Origin of the sequence: Pantoea sp. EKM20T, assembly GCF_011800485.1 — a bacterium.
In the GTDB taxonomy this organism is placed as follows: domain Bacteria; phylum Pseudomonadota; class Gammaproteobacteria; order Enterobacterales; family Enterobacteriaceae; genus Pantoea; species Pantoea agglomerans.
Genome location: NZ_JAALFW010000005.1, coordinates 47,293 through 71,063, shown reverse-complemented (window position 1 = coordinate 71,063; position 23,771 = coordinate 47,293). Strand labels below are relative to the sequence as shown.

At 55.5% G+C, this 23,771-nt stretch carries 21 protein-coding genes; 9 read left to right on the top strand and 12 right to left on the bottom strand.

The features are described 5' to 3' along the window. Positions 1-496: 496 nt before the first annotated feature. The 3 genes from acs to HFD94_RS10650 all read left to right on the top strand — a co-directional run bounded on the left by acs (position 497) and on the right by HFD94_RS10650 (position 4,574). On the top strand, positions 497-2,452 hold the full coding sequence (acs, locus tag HFD94_RS10660) for an acetate--CoA ligase (protein WP_010252142.1): 1,956 nt from the start codon (positions 497-499) through the stop codon (positions 2,450-2,452). Between the two features lie 140 nt (positions 2,453-2,592). Next, positions 2,593-2,922: a DUF485 domain-containing protein gene (locus tag HFD94_RS10655; protein ID WP_010252143.1), complete on the top strand. Its 330-nt coding sequence runs from the start codon at positions 2,593-2,595 to the stop codon at positions 2,920-2,922. Then, positions 2,919-4,574 (top strand): cation acetate symporter, encoded by a 1,656-nt coding sequence (locus HFD94_RS10650; protein ID WP_022625224.1) that lies wholly within the window; start codon positions 2,919-2,921, stop codon positions 4,572-4,574. Before HFD94_RS10655 ends, HFD94_RS10650 begins: the two co-directional genes overlap by 4 nt. An 82-nt stretch (positions 4,575-4,656) precedes the next feature. Here HFD94_RS10650 and HFD94_RS10645 read toward each other — a convergent pair whose 3' ends face one another. The 3 genes from HFD94_RS10645 to HFD94_RS10635 form a co-directional block, all read right to left on the bottom strand. Continuing rightward, on the bottom strand, positions 4,657-5,202 hold the full coding sequence (locus HFD94_RS10645) for a YfaZ family outer membrane protein (RefSeq protein WP_010252147.1): 546 nt from the start codon (positions 5,200-5,202) through the stop codon (positions 4,657-4,659). A gap of 136 nt (positions 5,203-5,338) precedes the next feature. After that, the gene (locus tag HFD94_RS10640; RefSeq protein WP_010252149.1) at positions 5,339-6,034 is read right to left on the bottom strand and encodes an LrgB family protein; all 696 of its coding nucleotides are present in this window, start codon (positions 6,032-6,034) and stop codon (positions 5,339-5,341) included. Further along, positions 6,027-6,452: a CidA/LrgA family protein gene (locus HFD94_RS10635; protein WP_010252151.1), complete on the bottom strand. Its 426-nt coding sequence runs from the start codon at positions 6,450-6,452 to the stop codon at positions 6,027-6,029. Before HFD94_RS10635 ends, HFD94_RS10640 begins: the two co-directional genes overlap by 8 nt. A 103-nt stretch (positions 6,453-6,555) precedes the next feature. On the opposite strand from HFD94_RS10635, the gene HFD94_RS10630 reads away from it, so the two are divergent. Beyond that, positions 6,556-7,458 (top strand): LysR family transcriptional regulator, encoded by a 903-nt coding sequence (locus HFD94_RS10630; RefSeq protein ID WP_010252153.1) that lies wholly within the window; start codon positions 6,556-6,558, stop codon positions 7,456-7,458. A gap of 44 nt (positions 7,459-7,502) precedes the next feature. On the opposite strand, the gene HFD94_RS10625 is transcribed toward HFD94_RS10630, so the two are convergent. From HFD94_RS10625 to soxR, 4 genes are all read right to left on the bottom strand, one after another. Beyond that, entirely contained in the window at positions 7,503-9,152 is a 1,650-nt protein-coding gene (locus HFD94_RS10625; protein ID WP_010252155.1) for a Na+/H+ antiporter, read from the bottom strand. A gap of 145 nt (positions 9,153-9,297) precedes the next feature. Next, positions 9,298-10,647 carry an NCS2 family permease gene (locus HFD94_RS10620; RefSeq protein WP_022625223.1) on the bottom strand — a complete coding sequence of 450 codons (1,350 nt, stop codon included), beginning with the start codon at positions 10,645-10,647 and terminating at the stop codon, positions 9,298-9,300. A gap of 359 nt (positions 10,648-11,006) precedes the next feature. Beyond that, positions 11,007-11,672: a glutathione S-transferase family protein gene (locus tag HFD94_RS10615; protein WP_010252159.1), complete on the bottom strand. Its 666-nt coding sequence runs from the start codon at positions 11,670-11,672 to the stop codon at positions 11,007-11,009. A gap of 39 nt (positions 11,673-11,711) precedes the next feature. Continuing rightward, positions 11,712-12,197: a redox-sensitive transcriptional activator SoxR gene (gene soxR / locus HFD94_RS10610; RefSeq protein ID WP_010252161.1), complete on the bottom strand. Its 486-nt coding sequence runs from the start codon at positions 12,195-12,197 to the stop codon at positions 11,712-11,714. 100 nt (positions 12,198-12,297) lie between these two features. Between soxR and soxS the strand changes: the two genes are divergently transcribed. Beyond that, the gene (soxS, locus tag HFD94_RS10605) at positions 12,298-12,723 is read left to right on the top strand and encodes a superoxide response transcriptional regulator SoxS (protein ID WP_010252163.1); all 426 of its coding nucleotides are present in this window, start codon (positions 12,298-12,300) and stop codon (positions 12,721-12,723) included. Positions 12,724-12,977: 254 nt separating this feature from the next. Next, positions 12,978-13,259, top strand: a complete 282-nt coding sequence (locus HFD94_RS10600) for a YjcB family protein (RefSeq protein WP_010252166.1) — start codon at positions 12,978-12,980, stop codon at positions 13,257-13,259. A gap of 54 nt (positions 13,260-13,313) precedes the next feature. Here the strand turns inward: HFD94_RS10600 and HFD94_RS10595 are convergent, their stop codons facing one another. Continuing rightward, complete coding sequence (locus HFD94_RS10595; RefSeq protein ID WP_010252168.1) at positions 13,314-14,264, bottom strand: ATP-grasp fold amidoligase family protein; 951 nt, start codon at positions 14,262-14,264, stop codon at positions 13,314-13,316. 8 nt (positions 14,265-14,272) lie between these two features. Beyond that, the gene (locus HFD94_RS10590) at positions 14,273-15,529 is read right to left on the bottom strand and encodes an oligosaccharide flippase family protein (RefSeq protein WP_031591774.1); all 1,257 of its coding nucleotides are present in this window, start codon (positions 15,527-15,529) and stop codon (positions 14,273-14,275) included. Between the two features lie 525 nt (positions 15,530-16,054). Between HFD94_RS10590 and HFD94_RS10585 the strand changes: the two genes are divergently transcribed. Beyond that, positions 16,055-16,450, top strand: a complete 396-nt coding sequence (locus HFD94_RS10585; protein ID WP_003855733.1) for a transposase — start codon at positions 16,055-16,057, stop codon at positions 16,448-16,450. Between the two features lie 923 nt (positions 16,451-17,373). On the opposite strand, the gene HFD94_RS10580 is transcribed toward HFD94_RS10585, so the two are convergent. Beyond that, positions 17,374-18,333 carry a DMT family transporter gene (locus HFD94_RS10580; protein ID WP_033769445.1) on the bottom strand — a complete coding sequence of 320 codons (960 nt, stop codon included), beginning with the start codon at positions 18,331-18,333 and terminating at the stop codon, positions 17,374-17,376. A 77-nt stretch (positions 18,334-18,410) separates the two neighbouring features. After that, positions 18,411-19,238, bottom strand: a complete 828-nt coding sequence (locus tag HFD94_RS10575) for an AraC family transcriptional regulator (protein WP_010252176.1) — start codon at positions 19,236-19,238, stop codon at positions 18,411-18,413. 120 nt (positions 19,239-19,358) lie between these two features. Here HFD94_RS10575 and HFD94_RS10570 point away from each other — a divergent pair, with 120 nt between their 5' ends. After that, positions 19,359-19,880, top strand: coding sequence for an isochorismatase family protein (locus tag HFD94_RS10570; RefSeq protein ID WP_029519506.1), 522 nt, complete (start codon positions 19,359-19,361; stop codon positions 19,878-19,880). 71 nt (positions 19,881-19,951) lie between these two features. On the opposite strand, the gene ssb1 is transcribed toward HFD94_RS10570, so the two are convergent. Next, positions 19,952-20,515: a single-stranded DNA-binding protein SSB1 gene (gene ssb1, locus HFD94_RS10565; RefSeq protein ID WP_010252180.1), complete on the bottom strand. Its 564-nt coding sequence runs from the start codon at positions 20,513-20,515 to the stop codon at positions 19,952-19,954. 224 nt (positions 20,516-20,739) lie between these two features. Here ssb1 and uvrA point away from each other — a divergent pair, with 224 nt between their 5' ends. Next, positions 20,740-23,568, top strand: coding sequence for an excinuclease ABC subunit UvrA (gene uvrA, locus HFD94_RS10560; RefSeq protein ID WP_010252182.1), 2,829 nt, complete (start codon positions 20,740-20,742; stop codon positions 23,566-23,568). Positions 23,569-23,771 lie beyond the last annotated feature (203 nt).

Here is a 23,771-nt window from a genome sequence, read left to right as displayed (position 1 = left end):
GTAAATTAGAGGGTGTCTTGAAACAGCGCCTCGTATGAAAATCTGATGATTCCCATACCCATTTTCAGACGCGGTCTGAGTTGATACCTGCAGAACAGGGGCGAGATAAGTACCATTTTCACTGTGGTAAATGCAACCCCTGGCGGATCCGATTAAAAGTTCACCATCTAAGCAGCATAAAGTGCTGCTGGAGCTGAAAAACCCTAACCTGCTGTTATGAAAAGTATTACTTCGATGAATTTACGCATAGCTATGCAGAAACGATTAAAAACTGATCCGGCGCGTTTGCTCGCTTTTTATTCAGGATAAAAGCGTAAAAGCGATGCCTGACTTCTCCAGAGCCGCCAGAGCGTTAACCTGATAGATCAGAATGGCTTAACGCTTCTCGGGGGATGTGTATCACGTGATCTGTGGCGCAAAAAAGAAACAAAGCTCTGGCGCAGGCTTTAATTAACCATTGATTGACATATCATTAACATCTTCAAGGAGATCCGCCATGAGCCAAATACACAAACATCCCGTTCCAGAGAATATTGCAGCAAACACCCTGATTACTGCAGAACAGTATCAGGCGATGTATCAGCAATCTGTCGACGATCCAGACAGTTTCTGGGGCGAACAGGGCAAAATCCTTGACTGGATCAAGCCTTACAGCAAAGTGAAAAATTGCTCGTTTGCACCAGGTAACATTAACATTCGCTGGTACGAAGATGGCACGCTCAACCTGGCGGCAAACTGCCTTGACCGTCATTTAGCCACGCGCGGCGATCACCCGGCGATTATCTGGGAGGGCGACGACGCCAGCGAAAGCAAAACCCTGACTTTCCGCCAGCTGCATGCAGAAGTCTGTCGCTTCGCCAACGTGCTGGAACTGCTGGAAGTGAAAAAAGGCGACGTGGTGGCAATCTATATGCCGATGGTGCCGGAAGCCGCAGTAGCGATGCTGGCCTGTGCGCGTATCGGTGCCGTTCACTCGGTGATCTTTGGCGGTTTCTCACCAGAGGCGGTCGCGGGCCGCATCGTCGATTCCAGCGCCTCGCTGGTAATCACAGCCGATGAAGGGATCCGCGCCGGTCGCAGCATTCCGCTGAAGAAAAATGTCGATGACGCGTTAAAAAATCCTAATGTCACCAGCGTGAAAAACGTGGTGGTGTTCCAGCGCACTGGTAAAGATGTGGGCTGGGTTGAAGGCCGCGATCAGTGGTGGCACGACCTGATGCTGAACGCGAGCACCAATCACGCTGCCGCAGAAGTCGGCGCGGAAGATCCGCTGTTTATCCTTTATACCTCCGGTTCAACCGGCAAACCCAAAGGCGTGTTGCACTCCACCGGCGGGTATCTGGTCTATGCCGCGACCACCTTTAAGTTCGTCTTTGATTACCATCAGGATGATATCTACTGGTGCACCGCTGATGTTGGCTGGGTGACGGGCCACAGCTATCTGGTTTATGGCCCGCTGGCCTGTGGCGCCACCACACTGATGTTTGAAGGGGTGCCGAACTGGCCAACGCCGAGCCGTATGGCAGAAGTGGTTGATAAACATAAAGTCACGCTGCTCTACACCGCGCCCACTGCCATCCGTGCGCTGATGGCGGAAGGTGATAAGGCGATTGCCGGCACCGACCGCAGCAGCCTGCGCATTATGGGATCGGTCGGTGAGCCAATTAACCCGGAAGCCTGGGAGTGGTACTACAAGAAAATCGGCAACAGCCGCTGCCCGATTGTTGATACCTGGTGGCAGACCGAAACCGGCGGCTTCATGATCACGCCGCTGCCGGGTGCGACCGAGCTGAAAGCGGGTTCCGCCACCCGACCGTTCTTTGGCGTGCAGCCCGCGCTGGTGGATAACGAAGGTCAGCCACAGGAAGGCGCCTGTGAAGGCAATCTGGTGATCACCGAGTCGTGGCCGGGTCAGGCACGTACCCTCTATGGCGATCACGACCGTTTCGAGCAGACTTACTTCTCTACCTTTAAAAATGTCTACTTCAGTGGTGATGGTGCCCGTCGTGATGAAGATGGCTACTACTGGATCACCGGACGCGTCGATGACGTACTCAATGTTTCCGGTCACCGACTCGGCACCGCCGAAATAGAATCGGCGCTGGTCTCGCACCCTAAAATTGCCGAAGCGGCGGTAGTGGGGATTCCGCACAGCATCAAAGGCCAGGCGATTTATGCCTATATCACGCTGAATCATGGCGAAGAGCCGTCGCCGGAGTTGTACACCGAAGTGCGCCAGTGGGTCCGTAAAGAGATTGGCCCGATAGCCACACCGGATGTACTGCACTGGACCGACTCACTGCCGAAAACCCGCTCCGGCAAAATCATGCGGCGTATTCTGCGCAAAATTGCCACCGGGGATACCAGTAATCTTGGTGATACTTCTACGCTCGCCGATCCTGGCGTAGTAGAAAAACTGCTTGAGGAGAAACAGTCGATCAAAATGCCTTAAGCGCACGCTGTCCGGCGGGAAGATCGCTTCCCGCCACACCCGCCCTACGCAGTCTGTTTCGGTAGTCACAAATATTATAACCAGCTGAATCCGCGCCCTGTCGCGAGGTTCTCGCCTGCAAGCCCTCTGGAGAAAATGTGATGAATGACGCCCTTTCGAATCAGGATGCCATCAATCAACAGATTGAGCGTAATCCCCTTTTTCATGAGTTAGTCCGTAAGCGTCAGGCGTTCGCGACGCTGCTGTCGCTGATCATGCTGGTGCTCTATGTCGGCTTTATCCTGCTGATCGCGTTTGCCCCCGGCTGGCTCGGTACGCCGCTGCATGCCGGCACCAACGTCACGCGCGGTATCCCGATTGGGGTCGGGCTGATTGTGATGTCGTTTGTGCTGACCGGCGTCTATGTCTGGCGTGCCAACGGTGAGTTTGACCGTTTAACGAAAGCGATCCTCAGCGAGGTGAAATCATGACTCGTCTCACCTTATGGCTGCTGGCCTTAATGCTGCCGTTTTCAGCACTGGCTGCCGATGCGATAACCGGTGCCGTGCAGCGCCAGGCGACCAACTACCAGGCGATTATCATGTTTACGATTTTCGTCGGGGCCACGCTGGGAATTACTTACTGGGCCTCAAAGCGCACCCGATCACGTAATGACTACTACACCGCGGGCGGCAATATCACTGGCTTCCAGAATGGCCTGGCGATGGCGGGTGACTTCATGTCGGCCGCCTCGTTCCTGGGCATTTCGGCGCTGGTTTACACCTCTGGTTATGACGGGCTGATCTACTCGCTCGGCTTCCTGGTTGGCTGGCCGATGATTCTGTTTTTAATCGCCGAGCGACTGCGCAACCTGGGTCGCTACACGTTTGCCGATGTCGCCTCATATCGTCTGAAGCAGATGCCGATCCGCACGCTGTCAGCCTGCGGCTCACTGGTGGTCGTGGCGCTCTACCTGATCGCGCAGATGGTCGGGGCCGGTAAACTGATCCAGTTGCTGTTTGGCCTTAACTACCATGTTGCGGTAGTCCTGGTCGGCATTCTGATGGTGATGTATGTGCTGTTTGGCGGCATGCTGGCCACCACCTGGGTGCAGATCATCAAAGCCGTGCTGCTGCTGTTTGGCGCCACCTTCATGGCGGTCATGGTAATGAAGGCGACCGGTTTCAGTTTTAATACGCTGTTCACCGAAGCGATGGCGGTCCATCCAAAAGGCATCGCGATTATGCAGCCTGGCGGACTGGTTAAAGATCCTATCTCGGCGCTGTCGCTGGGGCTGGGGCTGATGTTTGGTACAGCCGGATTACCGCATATCCTGATGCGCTTCTTCACCGTAGCGGATGCTAAAGAGGCACGTAAAAGCGTCTTCTGGGCCACCGGCTTTATGGGTTACTTCTACTTCCTGACCTTTATTATCGGCTTCGGTGCCATCCTGCTGGTGGGCGCTAATCCGGCCTTTAAAGATGCCAGCGGCGCGCTGATTGGCGGCACCAATATGGCGGCGGTGCATCTGGCGAACGCCGTGGGCGGCAGCACCTTCCTGGGCTTTATCTCTGCGGTTGCCTTCGCCACGATTCTGGCCGTTGTCGCAGGCTTAACCCTGGCGGGTGCATCGGCGGTGTCTCACGACCTCTATGCCAGCGTGTATCGTAAAGGTCAGGCGAGCGAGAAAGATGAACTGCGGGTTTCAAAAATTACCGTGCTGGCGCTGGGCGTGGTGGCGATTGCGCTGGGTATACTGTTTGAGAAACAGAACATCGCCTTTATGGTCGGGCTGGCCTTCTCGATTGCGGCCAGCTGTAACTTCCCGATCATCCTGCTGTCGATGTACTGGTCAAAACTCACGACGCGCGGCGCGATGGTGGGCGGCTGGCTCGGTCTGCTGACCGCCGTTATCCTGATGATCCTCGGCCCGACGGTGTGGGTACAGGTGCTGGGCAACGCGAAGGCGATTTTCCCCTATGAGTATCCGGCGCTGTTCTCCATGGCGGTGGCCTTCGTGGGCATCTGGCTCTTCTCCATTACCGACCATTCGCAGCAGGGCGCAGAAGAACGTTCACGCTTCCGTGCACAGTTTATCCGCTCGCAGACCGGCACCGGCATCGAACAGGGCAAAGCGCACTGATCGTGGCTTTTCGTTCATAACGAGCAGGCAATAAAAAAGGGCGGCTACCGAAGTAGTCGCCCTCTTCTTTTGCGCAGCAGAATCAGAAGCGCAGCGATGCACCCACGTACGGGCCATCGACCAGCACGTTATCTTTGCGTCCATCTTTGTTGTTCAGTTCGATATACTGATAACCCACACGCAGGTTAAGCAGTGAAACCGGCGTGAAGCTCAGGCCGCCACCGGCTTCCTGATAGCTGTCGAGCTGATCGGTGAAAGACTCTGGCGCGTAATAATATTCGCCATACAGGCCCCACATGCTGTTGAAGCTGTAGTGTGCTGCACCACCCAGCGCCACCGCAAATCCATCTTTCCCATCTTCAGGATGGGTGAAGATCGCTTTTGCGGTCGGCGCCAGACGCAGCGGTCCGAAATCAACGTTGTAACCCAGACCGGCACCGTAGGTGCTGCCGTCATGGTCGCTACGCAGCCAGTTACCTTTCAGAAACAGACCGGGTGTTGTGGTGCCCAGACCCACATTCAGGTTGGTGTTGTGTTCGCTGACATCAACACTGCCTTCAATCGCCTGAGCGGCACCGCTCATTAAAACCAGCCCGAGGGCGCTCCCGGCAACAAGTTGCTTAAACATGATTCCACTCCGTGAAAGGACAATTAATTCGGCCGCAAGGTTAACAGCCTGAAATGGGGAGACAACAAAATCTGGAAAACTTTACGTAAAAATACGTGTCTCAGCGCAGACCAGCCCCTGTGCGACGGAGTGTAGCCTATATTGTCCACATCAGGTGCCCAATCAGCGGAGCCAGCACCACGGTCACCACGCCAGAGAGCATCATTACCAGGCTGGCGACCACGCCCTCCTGCTCGCCAATCTGATAGGCGCGTGCCGTGCCGGCACCGTGTGACGCCGCACCGAATCCCGCGCCTTTCGCCACGCCCTGCTTAATGGCGAGCCGCAGAAACAGCACGTCGCCGATTGCCATGCCAAACACGCCTGTAATCACCACGAACAGCGCCACCAGATCGGGCTGCCCGCCAATCGGACCCGCCGCAGCCAGCGCAAACGGCGTGGTGATAGAGCGCACGGCCAGGCTGCGCTGAATCGACTCCGGCAGGGTTAACAGCCGCGCCAGCCAGACGGAACTGCAGACGGCGACCAGCGTCGCGGTCACTACGCCCGCGCTCAGCGACAGCCAGTGGCGCTTAATAATTTCCACGTTCTCATAGACCGGCACCGCAAACGCCAGCGTCGCTGGCCCCAGCAGCCAGAGCAGCCAGTGGTTTTCGGCGATGTAATCCTGCCAGCTGATATGCGTCAGCAGCAGCAATGCCACCAGCACCAGCGGCGTCATCACCAGTGGCATCAGCAGCAGCGTCCGCCAGCGGCGATAAAGCCGTTTATTCAGCGCATAAACCAGCAGCGTAACGGCTACACACAGCAGGCTGAGCAGAAAATCACGCATGCGGATCCTGCTTACGCGCGGCACGCGCGACTTCATAATGATAAAGCCGGTCCACCACCCAGGCAGTCGAGGCCAGCACCAGCAGCGTACTGACGCCAATCACCACACAGATGCGCCAGCCATCAACCCGCAGCAGATCGCCATAGTTCACCACCGCCACCACCGCCGGAATAAAGAACAGCAGCATCTCGGCCAGCAGCCAGCGTGACCCGGCTTTCACCCAGTTCAGCGGCACAATCCGCGTCACGATTAACGCCAGCAGCAGCAGCATCCCGACGATATTGGCGGGCAGCGGCAGATGCAGCCAGCTCACCAGCCGGTCGCAGGCGATAAACAGGCCGATATAGAAACCCAGCTGGAGCGGCAGGCTGAGCCATTGCACTGCGCGGTTGCTGCGTAAAGTGAGCGCTAACGCCATCACCTTGTCTCCCCGATTAAATTGATGTCACCAGTATAAATCGTCAACAGAAGGTGAAAAAAATGAATTAAAATTATCGAAATCATGCCTGAAAGGAATAGTTATGGATGTCCGCGCCCTGCGTTACTTTACTGAAGTCGTACGCCAGCAAAGCTTTACCCGTGCGGCGCAGAAGCTGTTTGTGACACAACCGACCATCAGCAAAATGCTGCGCCAGCTGGAGGAGGAGCTGGGCTGCACGCTGATCCTGCGCGATGGTCGTCGTCTGCACCTCACCGACAGCGGCCAGGCGGTCTATCAGCGCGGCCTGGCGATCCTGCAGGAGTTTCATCAGCTGGAAGCGGAGATTGGTGACATTAACCAGCTCAAAACCGGTGAGCTGCGACTGGGTATTCCGCCGATGGTCGGTATGCAGATCGCCGGTTCGATTTCCGCGTTTCGCCGCCGCTATCCCGGTGTGAAGCTGAAAATCTCTGAGTTCGGCGGTCTGACCGTCCAACAGGCGGTGCTGGCGGGCAGTCTGGATATCGCCCTGACCGCGCTACCGGTCGATGCCGAGCTGCCGCTGAACACCCTGCCCCTGATGCATCATCCGCTCTGCGTACTGCTGCCGCGTCGCCCGGAGTGGCTCAGCCGCCAGCAGATTGGACTGGCAGAACTGGCAGAGCATCCACTGCTGATTTTTAATGAGGAGTTCTCGCTGAATCGTCAGCTGATGCAGGCGTTTCAGCGGCTCAACCTGACGCCAACGGTGGCGGTTCGCAGCGGACAGTGGGATTTTCTGGCGGCGATGGTGCAGGCGGAGATGGGGCTGGCGATTCTGCCGGAGCCGATCTGTCAGCGGCTGGATAAGCAGTCGCTGCTGTGGCTGCCGCTGGAATCGGAGCTGAAGTGGAGTCTGGGATTGATCTGGCGGGAAGGGAGTTATCTGTCGCGCAGTGCGCAGGCGTGGATAGCCTGTTGTCGCGAGCATTGGCCGGATGAGCCGCCGCGCCTGTCGGTGTGAAAGGCTGGCACGCCGCATTAACGCGCAGGCGTGCCAGTCAGGACTTACTCCTCTTTTTCGATCAGCAGCGCTTCCAGCAGATCCAGGTCGTGCAGTAACTTCTGCATCGTCTCATTGGAGATTTGCTGGGTGGCGCGCAGATGATAGACCTCAGCACGTTCGGCACGCAGTCCGGTCAGGCGGAAGCGACGCTCCAGGTTCTCGGCGAACAGCGCGTGTTCAAGGTCATTCTTCCCTTCAGCGCGACGACGTAAGTTGCCAATCACCCGCAGACTCACCTCTTTAAGCAGCTCCGGGTCGATGTTCTCTTCCGACTCATTCTCCAGCCGCTCTTCCATCTTGTGCAGGCTCTCAATGGCTGCGCCTGCCATTACCGCTCGCGCATTCTGCAACTCGCGACGGTGCGCGCCTTTATCAATAGTATCAATGCCGCGCAGCAGAATCGGCAGAATCACTACCCCTACCAACAGCGAGAAGAGAATCACGCCGGTGGCGATAAAGACCAGTTCATAACGCGCCGGGAAAGGCTCGCCGTTGGTCAGGAACAGCGGAATCGACAGGACACCGGCCAGGGTAATCGCGCCGCGCACACCCGCAAAGGAGGCGATCAGCAGTTCACGCAACGAGTAGTTGGAGAACTCCAGCGGCTTCTTCTTCAGCAGGCGTTTGCTGAAGCGCTGCATAATCCACAGCCAGCCAAAACGCACGATCATCAGCGCGGCATAGACCAGCCCGATATCGGCAAACAGCATCCAGAGCTCGACGTTCGGATCGGCCTGCGCCTGATCAACAGAGGTCTGCAGAATATCCGGCAACTGCAGGCCCAGCATCAGGAAGACCATGCCATTAAAGACGAACTCCAGCATCTGCCAGACGCTGTTGGCACGCAGGCGCATCGCCAGCGGTGCCTGACGAATAATACCGGAACGGGTGATGGTCATACCGGCAGCCACGGCCGCCAGGATGCCTGAGACACCCAGATGTTCAGCAATCAGGTAAGAGGCGAACGGCAGCAGCAGCAGCAGTACGGTCTGGGTAGCCGGATCGTCACCGCTCCAGCGGCTGAGCAGGCGCAGTGACTTACCGTAGAGCCAGCAGATCGCGACACCCGCAATCAGACCACCCACCGCCACTTTCAGGAACTCAACGCTGGCACCGCCCCAGGTAAACACCATGGTACCCATGGCGACTGCCACGGCAAATTTCAGCGATACCAGGCCCGAAGCGTCATTCATCAGGGCTTCGCCCTGCACGATCGACATAATCTTCTTGGGAATACGGCCTTCACCGACAATGCCTGAGAGCGCCACGGCATCGGTCGGTGACAGCACCGCCGCCAGCGCAAAGGCAGGGATCAGCGGGATACCTGGTACCAGCCAGTAGATCAGATAGCCGATGCCGATCACGGTAATCAGGACCAGCGCCAGTGCTAAGCCAATTATCTCGCGACCATGATGCAGGAACTCACTGATCGGCGTCTTCCAGCCATCCGCGAACAGTAGCGGCGGAATAAAGAGCACCAGAAACAGCTCCGGGTCAAAGTCGACATGCAGACCAAAAGTTGGCCAGGCCAGCATCGCACCCACGGCGATCTGAACCAGCGGCAACGGGATCTGAAAAGGGAGGATACGAGCCGCAACGCCAGAGAGCGACACGACCAGCGTCATGATGAGAATTGTAAAAAAGATTTCCATGCTTTCCTTAGGCGTCGTTTCTTTCAATCATTGGTTAAGCGCTAAAGTGTAAAACAAACTGCGGTGAAGATTGTCAGCTACGCGTGCGCCGGGCGGGAAAATAGTGAAAAATTCCGGACGTGCAGCCGCACGCCCGGTTGTACAGTCAGATCGCCCAGCCACCGGCGTAAAACGCCACCAGCGCGATAGCAATAATGACGGTGCCGACGTTGAGCTTACGCCATTCCCCCGCGAAGAGACGCCCCACGACCAGGCTGGCGAAGCCGATCATAATGCCCGTGACGATGTTACAGGTGAGCACGATAATCACCGCCGTTAACAGGCCCGACATCGCATCGACAAAATCATTAAAGTCGACTTTCGCCACATTACTGAGCATCAGCAAACCCACATACATTAATGCAGGCGCGGTGGCGTAAGCCGGCACCAGATACGCCAGCGGTGACATAAACAGAATGGCAAGGAACAGCAGGCCGACCACAATCGCGGTAAGACCGGTTTTACCTCCCGCCGCCGTTCCTGCCGCCGATTCGATATAAACCGCAGCCGGTGACGCGCCCACCAGACCCGCGAACAGGCTGCTGACGGAGTCGCTAGTCAGCGCACGACCACCATTGATAATCTGGCCCTGTTTATCCAGCAGATTTGCCTGACCCGCGACCGCGCGAATGGTGCCGGTAGCGTCAAAGACCGCCGTCATCACCAGTGCCAGCACGCTTGGCAGCACGACCGGCTGCATCGCGCCCATAATGTCGAGGCTGAACAGCAGCGACTCACCGCTGGCATCACGCAGGCTGGGCAGCGCAAACAATCCTTTGTAGCTCACCGCCGGATCGAAGATCAGCCCCAGCAGCGAAATGGCGATAATTGTCATGAGTATACCGCCGGGCATCCGGCGCTTCTCCAGTCCAATAATTGCTGCCAGTCCCAGCAGCGTCATCATTACCGGAAAGGTGGTGAAGTGCCCCAGCGCCACCGGCAGGCCCGGTGCCGGGTTTTTCACTACCAGGCCTACACCGTCTGCCGCAATCAGCAGCAAAAACAGGCCAATTCCGACGCCAGTGCCGTGCGCCACGCCCATCGGCAGGTTACGCAGGATCCAGGCTCGAATGCCGGTCACTGAGATCAGAGTAAACAGCAGCCCCATCAGGAACACCGCGCCCAGCGCTACCGGCACGCTGATGTGCTGGCCCAGCACGAGGCTGAAAGCGGTAAAGGCGGTTAAGGAGATTGCACAGCCAATCGCCATCGGCAGATTGGCCCACAGTCCCATAATGATGGAACCAAAGCTGGCAACCAGGCAGGTGGCGACAAACACGGCCGTGGGGGGAAAACCGGCCTTGCCCAGCATTCCTGGCACCACGATAACGGAGTAGACCATCGCCAGGAAGGTGGTAAGTCCGGCCAGAATTTCCTGGCGCACGCTGCTGCCGCGTGCCGAGATCGAGAACCAGGCGTCCAGTTTTCCACTGGCCGGGCGTGATTCAGTTGACATAGTTGAGCCTCAAAAATTTTTGTTGTGTGGATCGCTCTGCGACCATCGCTGTCCCTGGAATAAGCGGGTAGACGGCGTCACTGTCGGGTTTTACCCGGCAGGCAAACGTTTACCTTGCCGCAGATAGTTGGCCGCCAGAAGCGGCCAGATAAAAAGGCATGCGATTATCCGGCGTTTAGCGGCACATTTTCAACTGTCAGAGGGAGATTCTTCAGCATAAAGATCAGGCTTAAGTGGCCAGCAGCCACGTGGCCCAAGCCGACGTCAAACGCTGACGCCCTGAAGTTAACGCGATTTTCAGGAGGGATGCGCACCGGCGCAGCCGTGATGAGACACGACCCGCCAGTGAAGGAGGGGAATTAACCTGGCAGCGAAAGCTCGCCGCCCTGATCGATCGCGCGCTGCCAGGCGGCACGCTGTTGCACAGTCTGCAGCCATTTCTGGCTGGCGGGCATCTGCTCCAGTCCGGCACGTCGCGCAAGCGCCAGCAGCGGAAAGCTCATCTGGATATCAGCGATACTGAAGCGCTGACCGGCGAACCAGGGATTTGCAGCCAGATGCTGTTCGATCATCTGCATGTGTGGCTTAAGCTGTTTATCCAGGAACGCCTTCTGCACGCCTTTACCGAATGCCGCCCCGACCGGGCGCAGCAGCCACGGCACCGGCGCTTTGCCCATCTGACCGAAGATCAGCTTCATCACCAGCAGCGGCATCAGCGAGCCTTCGGCATAGTGCAGCCAGTAGCGGCACTGCAGCCGCGACGCCTCATCACTCACTTTGAGCCGGAACTCGTGATCATATTTCTCTTCCAGGTATTCGAGAATGGCACCTGACTCTGCCACTACCTGGTTCCCGTCGGTAATGACCGGTGATTTTCCCAGTGGATGCACTTTTTTCAGCGCCTCCGGGGCCAGCATGGTCGGTTCGCGTTGATAGCGTTTAATCTGGTACGGCACTTCCAGCTCTTCCAGCAGCCACAGCACCCGATGCGAGCGCGATTTCTCAAGATGGTGAACGGTGATCATCATGATTCCCTGTGTTTTGACCTTCACCAAGTATAGACGTCACTCCACATCCGGATGTTTATCATCCTGTTCCGGGTCAAGCAGCACCGCACCCGAGCCCTGCTGACCCAGCCGGTCGCCGGGATTGCGCAGCGGGCAGTCGCGCATTGACAAACAGCCGCAGCCGATACAGCCATCCAGGTCATTACGCAGGCGGGTCAGGGTTTCAATGCGCTTATCCAGCTCTTCGCGCCAGTGCTGCGTCAGCGCATCCCACTCCGGTGTCGACATGCGCTTGTCAGGCGGAATGTGATCCAGGCTGTCACTGACCGTTGCCAGCGGAATGCCGATGCGCTGCGCAATCTTAATAATCGCGACGCGTCGCAGCACGTCACGGCTATATCGCCGCTGATTGCCGCTGTTGCGGGTGCTGAAAATAAGTCCTTTTGTCTCATAAAAGTGCAGCGCCGAAACCGCCACACCGCTGCGGCGCGCCACTTCACCCGGTGTTAAGACCGGTTTCGGATAGTTGCGTTCTTTTTTCATCAGGCTCTTTACCTCAAGTTAACTTGAGGAATTATACTCGCTCTCCATCAAAACCACTAAACTCCCATTACCGCTTATTAAGCACCAGAAGGATGAGACCATGATGCAAGAAGAGATCATTCATTCCCTGACGCACTGGATTGACCAGAACCTGGATAAGAGCCTGTCGATCGATGAGGTTGCCGCAAAATCGGGCTATTCGAAATGGCATCTGCAGCGTATGTTCCGTTCGGTAACGAAACAGACGCTGGGTGGCTATATTCGCGAGCGCCGTCTGACGCTGGCAGCGGAAGCGCTGTCACAGACACAGCGGCCGGTTTTTGATATTGCGATGCAGTATGGCTATGACTCGCAGCAGACCTTCTCCCGCGTGTTTCGTCGTCAGTTTTCACAGACGCCTACCGCTTACCGCCATACCATGCGCCGCCAGGCGATTCAGCGCCCTCGCCTGCTGAGTTTTGGCTGCAATGACGGTATCAGTAGCTTCACCCAGCGCACGACCGGCGAGTGCTGTCCGGTTCGTTGACCCCTCAGATGCGCCCGCCCGGGCGCATCTGACTGATTTACCCGCCGTTCTTCTTCTACTGCTCACTATTCCCTCACGCCGCTACCATACCAGAGTCAAATTTTGTTCAAAATTTAAAATCGGGTGATATAATGTGACCCAAGTCACACTTTGAACCTGGGTTGACGGCGAAAAAGCACCCCCTGACACACTTTTCCGCCGCCGGTGATGTCCGCAGATTGTCAGGAATACTTACTGATATTGAGGTCCGGCCGATGGCTACGTTAACCGCCAGTTTACTTGTTATGCGTTGGGAATTGCTGAGCGCAATCATGATGTTTTTTGCCAGCACCCTGAAAACCAAACTTCGTCAGGATAGCCGTCACGTGATGGCATTTATGTGTGGCGGGATTGGTTTAGGCATGACCTGCTGGTTTGTTACCGGTCTGATGGGCATTACCCTGAGCATGGATAACGTGCATAACTTTCTGGAAATCTCAAAGCATGCCTTTATCGATGTGATGAGCCAGGCGCCTGCTGACTGGCCGATGCCCTGATTTTTGCGCATAAAAAACCCCGCTTAGCGGGGTTTTTTATATTGCTGTGTGTGCTTAAATTTTCTTCAACATGGCAGGGATATTAACATCCTGCACTGTAACGCCCGGGCTCTGCGTTCCGCGGCGGTCCTGAATCCACATATCTCCCATCATCTGATTTAAACCACGATCTAATCCGGTGACCAGTCCTGCACCTGGGGTGAAGGTCAGTTCGCCAAAGTAGATGCGCTCGTCATGGATATACCAGTCCACACGCACGTAGTCGAAATCACTGGCCAGCTTCTTGCTCAGTTCGAGCGCATGTTCCAGTGACGGCATAATCGGTGAGACATCCAGACCGGTATCGCGAATCTTGTGATAGGCCTCATTGAGGTTATTCACGTAGAAATTCATCGACAGCAGCGGCTGGCAGCGGTTGTAGATCACCTGCAGCACATATTCGAACTTGCCATCACGCTTGTTGAACATATGAAACTTGTAATCAATCGGCGCGCTTTTGCCATCACCAATGTACTTCTCAACCAGGATACGTGGCTTGATGTAGCGATAGTGAATCTCACGCGCTTCGTTGGCGAAGTCGGTCTTCAGCCAGCGATAGCAGTCATGAATGATCTGCTGCTTGCGCAGTGCGTCCGGCTCCTCCAGCAGAATCTCTACCATGTTGGAGGCGTGGTTCGGCTTGATCACCGTCCCCTTCCAGCAGGGTAAGCTGTTCAGCGTGGTCGGGTCAGTCGTTTCGTGTACCAGCGGGATCAGGTATTCATTACCGATTTTTTCAGCAATGAATTCGCGCACCGAGTACTTATCTGACAGACGACCATAGCTCTGGTAATCGCCGAAGATAAACTTACGGTACAACACCTTCTCGTTGAACACTTTTGGCTGACGCAGATTGGGCAGCTTTCTGAACTTATGGAAGTAGTAGATGCGGTCCTGATAAGCCCAGGGCATCTTCTTAATAAAATACTGCACACTTCTTCTGAGTTCTTCTTTCAACTTGAGCATATCTGACCTCATTTGTATGTTTTGTAGTTGAGTGAGGAAACCTGAATCTTTTGAATGACGCCGTTTTTAAAGAAGTAATTCATTACGGTCAGGGACAAAAGTTCTGAAAGGAAAACGCTCCACGCGGCCCCCATGATGCCGTGACCCTGGATCAACCACCAGGAGAGCGGCAAACTGATGACCATCAGGCAGATGATTTTCCTCAGCAAGTAGTTAAATCCTCCCTCTTTGACCATGTAGCGATACGCTACGGTCCCCATTGCCGAAAAGCTGGTCGCTATCGACAGCAACGTAATGAGACTTCCTGACTGTGTGAATTCCGGGCCGTACAACGCAATGATGATCCGCTCGCCGTAAAGCGAAATGACCAGCAGCATCAGCAATGAAACCGCCATAACATAGCCATTGAGCCGCGCAGCCAGCTTAATGGCGACCTCGCCCCGCTCCCTGAAGATTTCAGTGAAGCAGGAGGTGATGAGCGCCACCGGGATAAAAATCCATGAGGCGGAAATGGTATTCGCCGCCGCAAACAGCCCGAGGTCGCGCGCGGGTGCCGTGCCTGCCAGGAACATCTGCGCCGCTTTTACCTGCACAGAGATAAAGATGCTGGAGATCGCCAGCGGCAGACCGGCATACATCAGATAACGCAGATAGGCCGTGCGCTTTTCGCGTGGTGGCATCTGATCCTGATGGTCCTGATAGAAGTTGTGACGCTTAATCAGGTAAGGCACCAGTGTCACTGCGACAATCGACAGCGTCAGCCAGAGCGGATTAAGACGCAGCCAGGCGACGGTGAAGCTGATGCCGAAACTCAGCAGCATGCCCACGGCGTTGGCGATGGTGTTAAGACGCGAGGCAAGACGCGCGTTGTTATAAACGCTGAAGGTGTCCTGGGTGACAAAAACCGAGGCAACAAATGAGGCCAGTGCAAACGCCAGGAAATTTTCCTGCATGTTGTACCAGACCCAGATTAAGACTGGCACCGAAGTGACCAGCAACAGCACCATTCTCATCGTACGGGCGATGGTCATCAGGCGCAGGCCTTTTGACGCATTTTTGCTGACGCGTTTAAACAGAATGGTTTCGGTGCCAAAGATTGCAACGGTTTGCACCATCGCAAATAGTGAAGTAGAAAACGCCATCTGGCCAAACACCGTTGGGCCAAAGGATTTCGCCACGTAAGACGTCACAAAAATGACGCCAAAAACGGAGATGATCTTCTCAGACATCATCCAGGCGGCATTAGACATTACGCTCAATTTCATCGACTCTTCCTTAGTATTACTCAACTACAACCGCTTCGGTACAACATCCCTGTAACGAATTAATAAGCGCTCAGTGGGCCTGGCGAAAATGTAAGACTTCAGACCAAGCTGGTCCGAAAATTGAGATGTAAATCATGATCCGGAGTGTTAATTCAGGATAATTCTTATTATAAATGGCGCGAATCACTTCAGATGGAAACGATTTCAGGCTGAAAATAAAAAAACCTTTAAGAGCCTTTCCCGCCATATTAATCAAGTCGGTCAGGCTAAATATCCAATGTACGTAGAATTTTTTCGTATTTTGGATGCGATGAATTTATAACAAAAATCCCCCTCCAGGAAGGCACGCCCACCGGATAAGAATAAAATAAGATTTATCCCATGATGATATTTATTCTAAATATCTTAATTTAGGCTTCGCAATTCAATTCGCGCACTTTAATACTGCCTTAATAGAATCTTACAGTGCCAGAAATTATTAAAGTCATTCTCATCCATTAATCGATAAGAAAGGTAAGAGCATTTATGAGAAAGTCACGATACAGCGAAGATCAAATCACAAATGCCATTAAAGCTTCTGAATCGGGCGTGAAAGTCAGAGAGATTTGTGAAGAGTTAGGCATCTCTGAAGCCACGTTCTACAGCTGGAAGAAGAAGTTTTCTGGGTTGTCTTCGGAAGAAGGCAGAAAAATCAAAGAGCTGGAAGAAAAACTGCAGAACATCACGCGTGAACTGCAGACGCTCAACTCGGACAAAGAGATGCTGCAGAGCGTTCTGAAGCACTTCTTTACCACTAATGAAAAACGTCAGGCTGTGGATTTCCTGCAGGCCACCTTTGACATCGGCACCCGTCGCAGCTGCCGCTTATTAGATATCAGTCGCAGCGTATACCATTATCCGTCAGGCACGGAGAACCGCTAAACCCAATGCTACCGCGCTTTTTAGACTTAACGCTGAGATTTGTTCTTACCAGAAGAGATGAAGATCATTTAACAGGACAATTGCGGCACCCTTTTCCGCTCCATTTATAACTAATGAATGGCTTCACGGCTAAGCTTCTTTTTTTGCGGTAAAATTGATTCACAACAGCAAACGTCTCGCATTCTACGGCTACTCTTCCCTTCCCAATCTCGTTTACGCGGGATTGGGCCCTCCCTTTCTTACGTAAGCCCAGCTAATCGTCGGAACTAAATCGTCTCAATATCATTAAGCCAATTTAAACATCGCGCAAAAAATAATCACCATGCATTTGAGTTAATGCTGGACCTGACTCAAATTTTTGCGGCTGCGTTTAATTCCGGGGAATGGGTTAATGGCATATACTTTCTCCAGGATTAATCCAGGATAAATAGTTTATTGCTCCTTATCACTAACGTTATGTGTCTATCTTTTCGCTCTCTTCATTGCGCATCATTGATGCCAGAGATTAATCTTTAATTATTAACGCAGCGGCGGAGTTTTCTTACTCATTCATCACTGAGTGAAGTTAATAGTGGTTTTCAGCCTCCCTTTCTCAGGACCATACCGCAATAAAAAGCCGCTGATAAAAGCATAACGTCCATAATGCTGCGCGATTTTTCCTGATTAACGACCGATATCTGAACAGTTACCCGCTGCCAGCGCTGAACATGGCTATGTTCAGGAGACCATCAGTCCCGTTTTTTCACTGACAAAAGGGGGATGAGAGAGGCTTTCGGGGGTAAAGGCACGATTACGCAGAGGCATGAAATCGATTTCGCGGCACAAATCTGCCGCAGAGCGAGCAAATCGGGGTAGGGTTTAATCTTAAAAAGCCGCGCGGCGTGTTATCCGCGCGGCAGAGGTCTTTTGGCGATCTTCGCTGTTTACTCTTTAATCGCGACGACGAGAGGCTGCGGTTTAATGCGCATTGCCCACAGGACACCAGCCATCAGACAAATAATCCCCGTCACGGTGAGCAGGGGTGGCCAGCTTTGATACCAGAGAAAAGTCCACAACAGGCCGAAAAGGATCTCAAAAACAATCAGTGGCCCCATCAGTACGGTGGGAAGACGCTGGCTGGCAGCGTTCCAGCATAAGGTCCCGAGCCAGGAACAGAGCAGACCAATCGCCAGCATCAGGGAGATAAACACTGCAGGACGCGGCCCAAACGGCAGTGCAAAAGCCGGCTGTTGCCAGGCAAGCTGCGCGCTGACCAGCGCGTACATGATTAGCGCCATCGGCAGCGTCACGACTCCCTGCGCTGTTGCCCAGGTCGAGGGCCGCAGTTCGGGATGTGTACGCAGCCAGCGGGCATTGCGCAGCGGATACCAGGTCCAGCAGACAACAGCCAGCAGCGCCAGCGCGATACCGGTCAGATAACGGCTGAGATCAAGGGTGTGGCCCTGACTCTGTAGCTCCGCCGCATTCACGCAGAGTAATCCGGCCGCCATCATGACCAGTGCCGGAAACAGCCGCCGCCACGGCAGGCGTCCTTCAAGATGGCCGTAACAGAGATTGGCCGTCACAGCGATCACCACCGGCAGCGTGCCGATAATCATGGTGGAGACCGGTCCGCCAGTGCGCTGAATGGCGTTCGCCAGAAACGCATAGTAGAAGAGGTTTCCCACCAGCGAGAGCTTTACCGCCTCACGCCAGTCGGCCCGGGCCAGCTTGCGCAGGCGATGACGACCGTGCCAGGCCAGCGGCAGCGCAATCAGCCCAAACGCCACATAACGTCCCGCCGATTGCAGCGCGCCAGGATAGTCAGGCACCAGCAGCGGCCCGACAAAGATCAGCCCCCACAGCAGTCCGGCGGTGACGGCAAACATGACACCAGCAAACATAATTTCTTCCTTATATAGCTTTTTCGTTCAGTGTGGCGGGTTCGGGCGGGGAATGCTTGTAGCAGATTGCGGTGGTATCAGGGCTGGCGCACCTGCTTTTGATAGCGGCCCGGCGTGATGCCATAACGGTTTGCAAAGGCGCGGGTCAGATGGGCCTGATCGGTTAATCCCACCGCCGCCGCAACGCTGGCAGCCGCTTCACCCTGTGCCAGCCTTTGCTTGGCGTCGTAAAGCCGGAAAGCCATCAGCATCTGATGCGGCGTAACGTGATAGTGCTGACGAAAGGCGCGTAAGAAGTGCCACGGCGAGAGCGAGGCCAGCGCCGCCAGCTCATCCAGCCGCACCGGTTCTGCGAGGTTTGCACGCAGAAAATCTCTTACCTGATCAAAACGATGCCGTGCATCCGGTCTGCCCTGTGAGGACATGCGTGCCAGCGGACGAATCTGCAACAGCAGTTCAGCGAGCAGGCTCTGGCGCGCCAGTGGTGATTCCGCCTGCCAGAGTGTCGCCAGCGTGCGGGAGAGCGGCCGCGCCACGCGCGGATCGGTCAACAGCGCCTCGTTGAACCACCAGCCGCGATCGCCGGTCAGTTCATCCATCAGCTGCGGCTGAATGTAGATCATCTGGTAGCGCCAGCCCTCTTCACACGCTGACTCACCGGTATGCAGCTCATCCGGATTCATCATGACCAGCGAGTTCTCCGGCGCAGTATATTCGGTGCCGCGGTAGCGAAAGCGTTGCGCGCCCGCTTCAATGGTGCCGATACCAAAGGCTTCATGGGTATGGGGTTCAAATGCGTAGCGGGAGATGTGGGCCTGATAGAGTTCCACACCGGGCAGCTCGGCGAGTTGCTGAAACCGGGCGCGGTCTTTCTCACAGGGAAAACTCGCCGGAACACCTTCCACTTCTCTCTCCTTATTTAACCAGTCGGTTTAGCATGCCTGTGACAGGGGGGAAAATGCAAAAGATTGCTTTCCGCAATGCCTCAGGTAACACTGTTTTTTTCAAACCAGATGGGATCAAGCATGGCACAGCGGGTAGTCGTGGTCATTGATATGCAGAATGGCGTCTTCAGCACGCCACGCTTCGACACAGCGGGAAGGATTGCACAGATTAACCGGCTGACCGAACGCGCCGATATCACAATATTTATCCAGCACCGCGAAGGCGAGATGTGCGAGGGTAATGCGGCTTTCGGGCTGCTGCCGGAAATCGCTCAGCCTGCTGGCGCACACTATGTGACTAAAACTGCCTGCGACAGCTTCTGGCACACCGACCTGGCCGCGCTGTTAAAGAGGCTGGCGGTAGAGGAATTTGTGGTGTGCGGTTGTGCCACTGACTACTGCCTGGATACCACGATAAAAGTCGGTGCCAGTGCGGGCTATGCGATTACCGTTGCCGCCGATGCGCACACCACGGCAGATCGCCGCTGGGTCAGCGCCGAAGCACTGATTAACCAGCACAATGACGTGTGGGCCTCACTGCTGATCCCCGGCAACGTGCCGCGTGTGCTGAGCACGGAGGCGATTCTGGCGGAATGGTCGTAGCTGGCCGCCAGACGCCGCGCATAAAAAAAGCCCGCAAAGCGGGCTTTTTTTGTACTCTCTGGCCAACGGAATCAGAACGGAATATCGTCGTCGAAATCCATTGGTGGTTCGTTGTTGTTGCTGGCCGGCGCGCTCTGTGGCTGCGGCTGCGGACGGGACTGCGCGCCGCCACTGAACTGGTTATTGTTGCCCTGCGGCTGCTGCGGCTGACCCCAGCCATTGTTGTTGCCACCGCCCTGCGCGCCACCACCGGCTGGAGCGCCTGCACCGGCATTACCGCCCTGCTGACGGCCACCCAGCATCTGCATGGTACCACCAACGTTAACCACGACTTCGGTGGTGTAACGCTCCTGGCCTCCCTGATCCTGCCATTTACGGGTGCGCAGCTGGCCTTCGATATAGACCTGTGACCCTTTTTTCAGGTATTCACCCGCGACTTCAGCCAGTTTGCCAAACAGCACCACACGATGCCATTCAGTGATCTCTTTGTTTTCACCGGTCTGCTTGTCGCGCCAGCTTTCCGACGTAGCCAGCGTAATGTTGGCAACAGCGCCACCATTTGGCATATAACGTACTTCCGGATCCTGACCCAGATTCCCGACAAGAATCACTTTGTTAACGCCACGACTGGCCATGTTGCTGTCTCCCGATGAGTTAATGCATACAGTCTAATCTATCAATTCTAACACGTCCTGCGGTCTGTTTCCCACTTTCGAGCGGGGTTCCAGTTTTAATCCGCTGCGCGCCGGAGGCTGAGAGTACTGGATATTTATTCAGTCTATTTTTTGTGCCATAATGACACGTTTATTCTGGCCGTGTCGGCAAGGCGCGGTGAGTGCTGCTAATCCGGGAAAGGTGAATGGATAAGATCGAAGTTCGTGGTGCCCGCACCCATAATTTGAAAAACATCAACCTGACCATCCCACGCGACAAACTCATTGTGGTAACCGGCCTGTCAGGTTCCGGTAAATCCTCACTGGCGTTTGATACGCTGTATGCGGAAGGTCAGCGCCGCTATGTGGAGTCGCTCTCTGCGTATGCGCGCCAGTTTCTTTCGTTAATGGAGAAGCCGGACGTCGATCATATCGAAGGTTTGTCGCCCGCCATTTCCATTGAACAGAAATCCACCTCACACAACCCACGCTCGACCGTGGGAACCATCACCGAGATCCATGATTACCTGCGTCTGCTGTTTGCCCGCGTTGGCGAACCGCGCTGCCCGGATCATGATGTGCCGCTGGCGGCGCAGACCGTCAGCCAGATGGTCGATCAGGTGCTCTCCCAGCCGGAAGGCCGTCGCCTGATGCTGCTGGCGCCGGTGGTGAAAGATCGTAAGGGTGAGCACACCAAAACGCTGGAGAATCTGGCGACGCAAGGTTATATCCGTGCGCGTATTGATGGCGAAGTGTGTGACCTCTCCGATCCGCCAAAACTCGAGCTGCAGAAGAAGCACACCATTGAAGTGGTGATTGACCGCTTTAAAGTGCGTGAAGATCTCGCGACCCGCCTGGCGGAATCGTTTGAGACCACGCTGGAGCTCTCCGGCGGGACGGCCATCGTGGCGGACATGGATGACAGCGCCGCAGAAGAGCTGCTCTTCTCGGCTAACTTCGCCTGCCCGATCTGTGGTTACAGCATGAGCGAGCTGGAGCCGCGCCTGTTCTCGTTTAACAACCCGGCGGGCGCCTGTCCGACCTGTGACGGCCTTGGCGTACAGCAATATTTTGACCCTGACCGCGTGGTGCAGAATCCTGAACTCTCGCTGGCGGGCGGTGCAATCCGCGGCTGGGATCGCCGCAATTTCTACTACTTCCAGATGCTGCGTTCGCTGGCGGAACACCTCGATTTTGATATCGAAGCGTCGTTCGGCAGCCTGCCAGAAAACGTACAGAAAGTGATTCTGTACGGATCAGGCAAAGAGAGCATCGAATTCAAGTACATCAACGATCGCGGCGACACCTCGGTGCGCCGTCATCCATTTGAAGGGGTGCTCAATAACATGGAGCGCCGCTACAAAGAGACAGAGTCCTCAGCGGTACGCGAAGAGCTGGCGAAATTTATCAGCAACCGCGCCTGTGCCAGCTGTGAAGGAACCCGTCTGCGTCGTGAAGCGCGTCATGTCTTCGTGGAGAACACCACGCTGCCGACCATCTCTGAGATGAGCATCGGCCATGCGATGTCCTTCTTTGAAAATATGAAACTCAGCGGCCAGCGTGCGCAGATCGCCGAGAAAATTTTGAAAGAGATTGGCGATCGCCTGAGCTTCCTGGTCAACGTCGGCCTGAACTATCTTTCGATGTCGCGTTCCGCCGAGACCTTGTCCGGTGGTGAAGCACAGCGTATCCGTCTGGCCAGCCAGATCGGTGCCGGTCTGGTCGGCGTGATGTATGTGCTGGATGAGCCTTCAATCGGCCTGCACCAGCGCGACAACGAACGCCTGCTCGGCACCCTGATTCATCTGCGCGACCTCGGTAACACGGTGATCGTGGTTGAGCATGATGAAGATGCGATTCGTGCCGCTGACCATGTGATCGATATCGGTCCGGGTGCGGGCGTACATGGCGGCCAGGTGGTGGCTGAAGGCACGGTTGATCAGATCATGGCGCAGGAAGCGTCACTGACCGGCCAGTTCCTGAGCGGCAAGCGTGGCATTGCAGTGCCAGAGGAGCGCGTCAAAGGCGACCCGGCCAAAGTCCTGAAGATTACTGGCGCACGCGGCAACAACCTCAAGGATGTCACGCTGACGCTGCCGGTCGGGCTGTTCACCTGTATTACCGGTGTTTCCGGCTCGGGTAAATCGACCCTGATCAACGATACGCTCTTCCCGATTGCCCAGCGGGCACTGAACGGCGCGACCATCGCCGAACCGGCACCTTACCGTGACGTGGCGGGACTGGAGCACTTCGACAAAGTAATCGACATCGACCAGAGCCCGATTGGTCGTACACCGCGCTCCAACCCGGCCACCTACACCGGCATCTTCACTCCGGTGCGTGAACTGTTTGCGGGCGTGCCGGAAGCGCGTTCGCGCGGCTACAATCCGGGCCGCTTCAGCTTTAACGTGCGTGGCGGACGCTGTGAAGCCTGTCAGGGCGATGGCGTGCTGAAAGTCGAAATGCACTTCCTGCCGGACATTTATGTGCCGTGCGATCAGTGCAAAGGCAAACGCTATAACCGTGAAACGCTGGAAGTGAAGTACAAAGGCAAGAGCATTCACGAAGTGCTGGAGATGACCATCGAAGAGGCACGTGAGTTCTTCGATGCGGTGCCGGCGCTGGCGCGTAAGTTGCAGACGCTGATCGATGTGGGCCTCACCTACATCCGCCTCGGTCAGTCCGCGACCACCCTTTCCGGCGGTGAAGCCCAGCGCGTGAAGCTGGCGCGTGAGCTGTCGAAGCGTGGCACCGGTCAGACGCTCTACATTCTGGATGAACCGACCACCGGCCTGCACTTTGCCGATATCCAGCAGCTGCTGGAAGTGCTGCATAAGCTGCGCGATCAGGGCAACACCATCGTGGTGATTGAGCACAACCTGGATGTGGTTAAAACTGCAGACTGGATTGTCGACCTGGGTCCGGAAGGCGGCAGCGGCGGCGGTGAAATCCTGGTGGCTGGTACGCCAGAAACCGTGGCGGAGTGTGAGAAATCACATACCGCGCGCTTCCTGAAGCCACTGTTACAGAAGTAATTCTGTCAGGCCCGCCGCGTGCGGGCCTTTTACTCTCCCCTGTCGATTCAGCCAGAAAATTGCAGAATCAGGCAAGATTCAGACATGTATAGGCATATACGCTTTTCCCCACGCTGACTATCCTTAAGCGGTTCCTCTTTGGCACGCCCCTGGCGTCGCCCTGTTTTCGCAGCACATCAACGCTGCTGCACTTCATCGAATAA

Coding starts and splice junctions, on each gene's coding strand:
- acs (WP_010252142.1), top strand. CDS start 497: ATGAGCCAAATACACAAACATCCCGTTCCAGAGAATATTGCAGCAAAC.
- HFD94_RS10655 (WP_010252143.1), top strand. CDS start 2,593: ATGAATGACGCCCTTTCGAATCAGGATGCCATCAATCAACAGATTGAG.
- HFD94_RS10650 (WP_022625224.1), top strand. CDS start 2,919: ATGACTCGTCTCACCTTATGGCTGCTGGCCTTAATGCTGCCGTTTTCA.
- HFD94_RS10645 (WP_010252147.1), bottom strand. CDS start 5,202: ATGTTTAAGCAACTTGTTGCCGGGAGCGCCCTCGGGCTGGTTTTAATG.
- HFD94_RS10640 (WP_010252149.1), bottom strand. CDS start 6,034: ATGCGTGATTTTCTGCTCAGCCTGCTGTGTGTAGCCGTTACGCTGCTG.
- HFD94_RS10635 (WP_010252151.1), bottom strand. CDS start 6,452: ATGGCGTTAGCGCTCACTTTACGCAGCAACCGCGCAGTGCAATGGCTC.
- HFD94_RS10630 (WP_010252153.1), top strand. CDS start 6,556: ATGGATGTCCGCGCCCTGCGTTACTTTACTGAAGTCGTACGCCAGCAA.
- HFD94_RS10625 (WP_010252155.1), bottom strand. CDS start 9,152: ATGGAAATCTTTTTTACAATTCTCATCATGACGCTGGTCGTGTCGCTC.
- HFD94_RS10620 (WP_022625223.1), bottom strand. CDS start 10,647: ATGTCAACTGAATCACGCCCGGCCAGTGGAAAACTGGACGCCTGGTTC.
- HFD94_RS10615 (WP_010252159.1), bottom strand. CDS start 11,672: ATGATCACCGTTCACCATCTTGAGAAATCGCGCTCGCATCGGGTGCTG.
- soxR (WP_010252161.1), bottom strand. CDS start 12,197: ATGAAAAAAGAACGCAACTATCCGAAACCGGTCTTAACACCGGGTGAA.
- soxS (WP_010252163.1), top strand. CDS start 12,298: ATGATGCAAGAAGAGATCATTCATTCCCTGACGCACTGGATTGACCAG.
- HFD94_RS10600 (WP_010252166.1), top strand. CDS start 12,978: ATGGCTACGTTAACCGCCAGTTTACTTGTTATGCGTTGGGAATTGCTG.
- HFD94_RS10595 (WP_010252168.1), bottom strand. CDS start 14,264: ATGCTCAAGTTGAAAGAAGAACTCAGAAGAAGTGTGCAGTATTTTATT.
- HFD94_RS10590 (WP_031591774.1), bottom strand. CDS start 15,529: ATGAAATTGAGCGTAATGTCTAATGCCGCCTGGATGATGTCTGAGAAG.
- HFD94_RS10585 (WP_003855733.1), top strand. CDS start 16,055: ATGAGAAAGTCACGATACAGCGAAGATCAAATCACAAATGCCATTAAA.
- HFD94_RS10580 (WP_033769445.1), bottom strand. CDS start 18,333: ATGTTTGCTGGTGTCATGTTTGCCGTCACCGCCGGACTGCTGTGGGGG.
- HFD94_RS10570 (WP_029519506.1), top strand. CDS start 19,359: ATGGCACAGCGGGTAGTCGTGGTCATTGATATGCAGAATGGCGTCTTC.
- ssb1 (WP_010252180.1), bottom strand. CDS start 20,515: ATGGCCAGTCGTGGCGTTAACAAAGTGATTCTTGTCGGGAATCTGGGT.
- uvrA (WP_010252182.1), top strand. CDS start 20,740: ATGGATAAGATCGAAGTTCGTGGTGCCCGCACCCATAATTTGAAAAAC.